The sequence below is a fragment of the Mycobacterium sp. genome, assembly GCF_050701675.1.
GTDB lineage: Bacteria > Actinomycetota > Actinomycetes > Mycobacteriales > Mycobacteriaceae > Mycobacterium.
Genome location: NZ_JBOGDD010000270.1, coordinates 1 through 4,402 on the forward strand (window position 1 = coordinate 1; position 4,402 = coordinate 4,402).

A 4,402-nucleotide genomic window follows, 5' to 3' on the forward strand; every position below is an offset into this window, starting at 1 on the left:
GAGGAGGAACTCGACGTGCTCGCCCACCAGGAAGCGCTGACCGGGATGGGCTTTTGGCATGCGTTCAAGCAGCCCTACGGTAAGCGGACGCTCTTCGTCTCGCTGTTCTGGACCTTCCAGATCATTCCGTTGTTCGGTTTGTACACCTTCGGCCCCACAATCCTGTCCGCATTCGGCATGTCCGAGGGCTCTGTGCTTGGGTCGCTGCTCATCAGTCTGGTATTCCTGATCGGCGTCCTGCCCGCAATCAAGTTGATCGACCGAATCGGACGTCGGCCATTGATCATCGGATCGTTTGCGCTCATGGTCATTCCGCTCACTGTCCTGGGAGTGTTCCCGCACGCTTCCGCGGTGATTGTCATCGTGTGCTTTTGCGCCTATGCGCTATTTTCAGGAGGTCCCAGCATCCTGGAGTGGGCCTACCCAACCGAACTGTTCCCCACCGAGATTCGCGGTACCGCGGTGGGTCTGGCCACATCCGTCAGTCGAATCGGCGCGGCAGTCGGCACCTATCTGCTTCCGATGTGTTTACACCGCTTCGGGGTAGGGCCGACGATGCTCATCGGCGCCGGCATAACCATCGCCGGGTTGATCGTCTGCATCGCTTGGGCACCCGAAACCAAGGGCAAGTCACTGCAGGAAGCCGCCGGCGCGAGACGACTCGAATCGCCGCGTATCAACGTAACGGACGGGGGTCGGTCGCAGCGGTGACTGCTTCATGATTGGTGAGGGCAGTGGTCGTCGACAGGCCATTGCTCAACCCGAAAGGCGTGGCATTCAGCACTATTGATGTTGGACGCCCCGCGTGACGCGCCATTGCGGTTGAATTCTTCCGTTGCAGAGAACCTTTGGCCGCGCAGGTGCGCCTCGTGACGCGCCCACATGGCAGCACTGGACTCCGAGTGCTGAGCGGTCTGTCCGGGAGGATCTAGCCGATTGTCTACGTGGACCGTGGACCGTGGCCCGTCTCGTATACCGTCCCGGTATGAGTCGAGTGTCAGTGATCACGGGCGGCGCGGGTGGCATGTGTCTGGCCACGGCGGCGATCATCGGGCGAGAACATGCGGTCGTGCTGTGCGACGTCAGGCCGGACCGGCTCGATACTGCTGCGGCCACGCTGAAGGACCTCGGAATGACCCCAACGGTCGTCAACTGTGACGTCACCGACCGACGGGCGGTAACCAGGCTGTTCGACACCGCGGCCGATCTCGGGACGGTCGCCTCGGTGATCCACACCGCGGGGGTCAGCCCCAGCATGGGTGACGCCGACTACGTCACGAGGACCAATGCGCTCGGCACTCTCAACGTGAACGAGGTGTTCTTCCGCACCGCCGGTGAGGGAGCCGCGATCGTCAACGTGGCGTCGATGGCGGCTCACATGCTGCCGGAGGAATTGATTCCAACCGGGCAGTTCCCGCTGGCACTGCAGGACGATGCCGCGTTCACTAGCGCAATGGCGGCGGCCTGCAACGTCATTCCCGAGGAGGCGCGCTCCGGTTTCGCGTACGCGGTGAGCAAGAGCTTCGTCAGGTGGTACAGCTCATCGCAGGCCGAGAGATTCAACGGTCGGGGGCTCCGGATCGTCTCCGTCTCGCCAGGGTCCGTCGACACCGAGATGGGCAAGCTGGAAGAGCAGGCCGGTGCTGGTGCGATGGTCACCGACTTCGCGGTCCCGCGGTGGGGCAAGGCACAGGAGATGGCCGAGCTGTTTGCGTTCTGCGCGAGTGACAAAGCCGGCTATCTCACTGGCATCGACATCCTCAACGACGGTGGAGTGATCGCCTCGATGAAGGAGCGGGCCAGGGTCGCCGCCGGGAACGGCTGAGCCCCCGTCCGAGCGGTGGAATGTAGTGTTGACTTATATAAGTGTAAGCTTTAGTGTCTAGCGGTGCATGCGTTCGACGTCCTGGGTGACCCGGTGCGTCGTAGAATCCTGGAACTGCTCGCCAGTGGGGAAATGTCGGCGGGCACCATCGGGAGCGCAATCCAGGACGAGTTCGCGATAACCCAGCCCGCGGTGTCGCAGCATCTGAAAGTGCTGCGGGACAACGGTTTCACCTCGGTCCGCCCGGAAGGCCAGCGTCGACTGTACGCCGTCGATGGCGCGGCGCTTCGCGAGGTTGACGAGTGGCTCAACGGGTTTCGCCGCTTCTGGGCACCGCATCTGGATGCGCTGGACACCGAACTCGCGCGAGGAAAGCGACAACGACGGGAGAGGACGACATGACCGAGATCGACGTCGACCACCAGATCAACGGTGTGGCGCGCAACGTCGGGGCCCGAGCGATCGAGGTCGGAGAGGCGCACGTCGTCACGATCAGTCAGTCGTACGATACCGACGCGACCGACCTCTGGGATGCCGTCACCAGCATGGAGCGCATCCCACGGTGGTTGATGCCGGTCACCGGAGACCCGAGGGTAGGCGGCTCCTACCAACTGGAGGGCCACGCCCACGGAACGATACTCACGTGTGATCCACCGCAGAGCTTCACGGCGACTTGGGAATACGGGGACAACGTCAGCTGGATCGACATCAGCGTCACCGACGACGGCCCGGGTCGGGCTCGCTTGGTAATCGAACACACCATCGGCGCCGACGACGAGAACTGGCGCGAGTTCGGGCCAGGGGCAGTCGGGATCGGTTGGGATTCGATGGTGCTCGGATTGGCCATCCATCTGGCAACCGGCGAGTCCATCGATCCATCGTTCGGGCCGCAGTGGACGGCCTCCGAGGAGGGCCGTCGCTTCCTCGAGCTGTCCGGGGAGGCCTGGCACTCGGCGAGCGTCGCCGGCGGCGAGGACCCCTCGGCGGCACGCGCATTGACGGATCGGTGCATCAAGGCATACGTCGGCGAGGAATGAGCCAGGGGCGCTGCCGGGAACGGCTGAGCCCTCGCGGCGCCCAGCGGATCGCTTACGTGATGCTGACGACGGCCCGATTGCCCACGGGCGCCTGCAGGCCCACCGCCAGCGTGCCGGGTACCGCGATCATCGTGCAGACCCGCTGACCTCCCGGCAGCGTGCCTGCCCGTAATTTCACCGCGACGATGTCTGCGGTCTCCTGAACCTCGGTGTGGACGCCGTAACACGCGGGCGTGCCGCTGGTGAAGTGCACGGCTATCGCAGATTCGTCGGGCAATCGGCTCCAGGAATCCATGGCTTGCAGGCGACTGTCGACGATCGCTGGATTGTCGGTGAACGGCGTGGCACCCCCGACTTCGGGACGCTCCGTCAGTTGCGTCACGACTGGGGCCGTCGGCACGTCGGCGGGCTCTGCCGCTGCGGCCGCGTCGCCCACTGTGAGCAGTCCCGCCACGACGGCGATCGTCGCGGTCGAACGACTGACGGATAGCATGCCCACCACCCTAAACCGCGCTGTGGTCGGGAGACCCGGGTTAGCTCTATGAACGCCCTGTCAGGCGTCCAGGGTTGTCTGTTCGGCCTCGACGATGATGTCGTGCAGGGGTTCGCGATTCGCACGTTCCTGCGTCTCGCCTCACACCAGGCCGGGGAGTAATGCGAACGATATGACCGAGAACGCGTGATCGATGCTGAGTCGATGGCCGTCGGGCATCAAAGACCGATCAGCATCTGCGGGTCGAAGGCACCCACAAGGCAACCGCTCGAGGCGGGTTGACGATTCGAGCCGTTAGTTGCTCGTGGGTGGTGGTTGCGGTTGGAAGGGTTGGTACCACCACCAGTCGGCGCGTTCACCGGTCGGTCCCGAGTAGGGGGCGACCGCGGGTGGGGGTTGCGTGGGTGGGCAGGCCAGCGATCCCGCACTCAGTGCTCGGCCGCGACTGTCGGTGACGACGAGGTGATGGGCGGGTCCGGTGATGGTGATGCCGCCCCGGTGGTGCAGCCGGTGATGGTAGGGGCAGACCAGCACCAGGTTGTCCAGTTCGGTGGGCCCGCCGTCCTCCCAGGCCCGGACGTGGTGAGCGTGCAGACCGCGGGTGGCCCCGCAGCCGGGAACCACGCAGCAGCGGTCGCGGTGCTCGAGGGCACGACGCAACCGGCGGCTGATCTGCCGGGTGGCCCGCCCTGACCCGATGACCTGACCGTGACGTTCGAACCACACTTCGCAGTCGGCCTCGCACATCAGGTAGCAGCGGTCGTTCTCGGACAGGAATGGTCCCAGATGTAGAGCGGCGGCCCGGTTCTCGACGTCAAGATGGACCACCACCGTGGTGTGCTGTCCGTGTGGGCGGCGAGCGACCTCGGTGTCCCACCCGGCCTCGACGAGACTCAGGAACCCGTCGACGAGGCCGGGGAACGGCGGCGTCTGCGCCGACGAACCCTCGCCCTCACGCTCGCCTTCGGCACCGTCGGTGTGGTCGCGTTTCCAGTCGGCGACCAATGCGTCGGTGTGCAATTGCAACGCGGCGTCGAAGGTGGCGGC

At 64.9% G+C, this 4,402-nt stretch carries 6 protein-coding genes; 4 read left to right on the forward strand and 2 right to left on the reverse strand.

Annotated elements, in window-relative coordinates:
- From ACRDUX_RS07765 to ACRDUX_RS07780, 4 genes are all read left to right on the forward strand, one after another.
- On the forward strand, positions 1-711 hold a 711-nt coding region (locus ACRDUX_RS07765; RefSeq protein WP_526412602.1), incomplete at its 5' end, for an MFS transporter.
- Positions 712-985: 274 nt separating this feature from the next.
- The gene (locus tag ACRDUX_RS07770) at positions 986-1,825 is read left to right on the forward strand and encodes an SDR family NAD(P)-dependent oxidoreductase (RefSeq protein ID WP_526412604.1); all 840 of its coding nucleotides are present in this window, start codon (positions 986-988) and stop codon (positions 1,823-1,825) included.
- 63 nt (positions 1,826-1,888) lie between these two features.
- Positions 1,889-2,227: an ArsR/SmtB family transcription factor gene (locus tag ACRDUX_RS07775; RefSeq protein ID WP_526412606.1), complete on the forward strand. Its 339-nt coding sequence runs from the start codon at positions 1,889-1,891 to the stop codon at positions 2,225-2,227.
- Positions 2,224-2,862 (forward strand): SRPBCC family protein, encoded by a 639-nt coding sequence (locus tag ACRDUX_RS07780; RefSeq protein WP_526412608.1) that lies wholly within the window; start codon positions 2,224-2,226, stop codon positions 2,860-2,862. Before ACRDUX_RS07775 ends, ACRDUX_RS07780 begins: the two co-directional genes overlap by 4 nt.
- Before the next feature lie 52 nt (positions 2,863-2,914).
- On the opposite strand, the gene ACRDUX_RS07785 is transcribed toward ACRDUX_RS07780, so the two are convergent.
- Both ACRDUX_RS07785 and ACRDUX_RS07790 read right to left on the reverse strand, forming a co-directional pair.
- Positions 2,915-3,355 (reverse strand): hypothetical protein, encoded by a 441-nt coding sequence (locus ACRDUX_RS07785; RefSeq protein WP_526412610.1) that lies wholly within the window; start codon positions 3,353-3,355, stop codon positions 2,915-2,917.
- Positions 3,356-3,649: 294 nt separating this feature from the next.
- The coding region (locus ACRDUX_RS07790; protein ID WP_526412612.1) for an HNH endonuclease signature motif containing protein at positions 3,650-4,402 on the reverse strand (753 nt) is incomplete at its 5' end.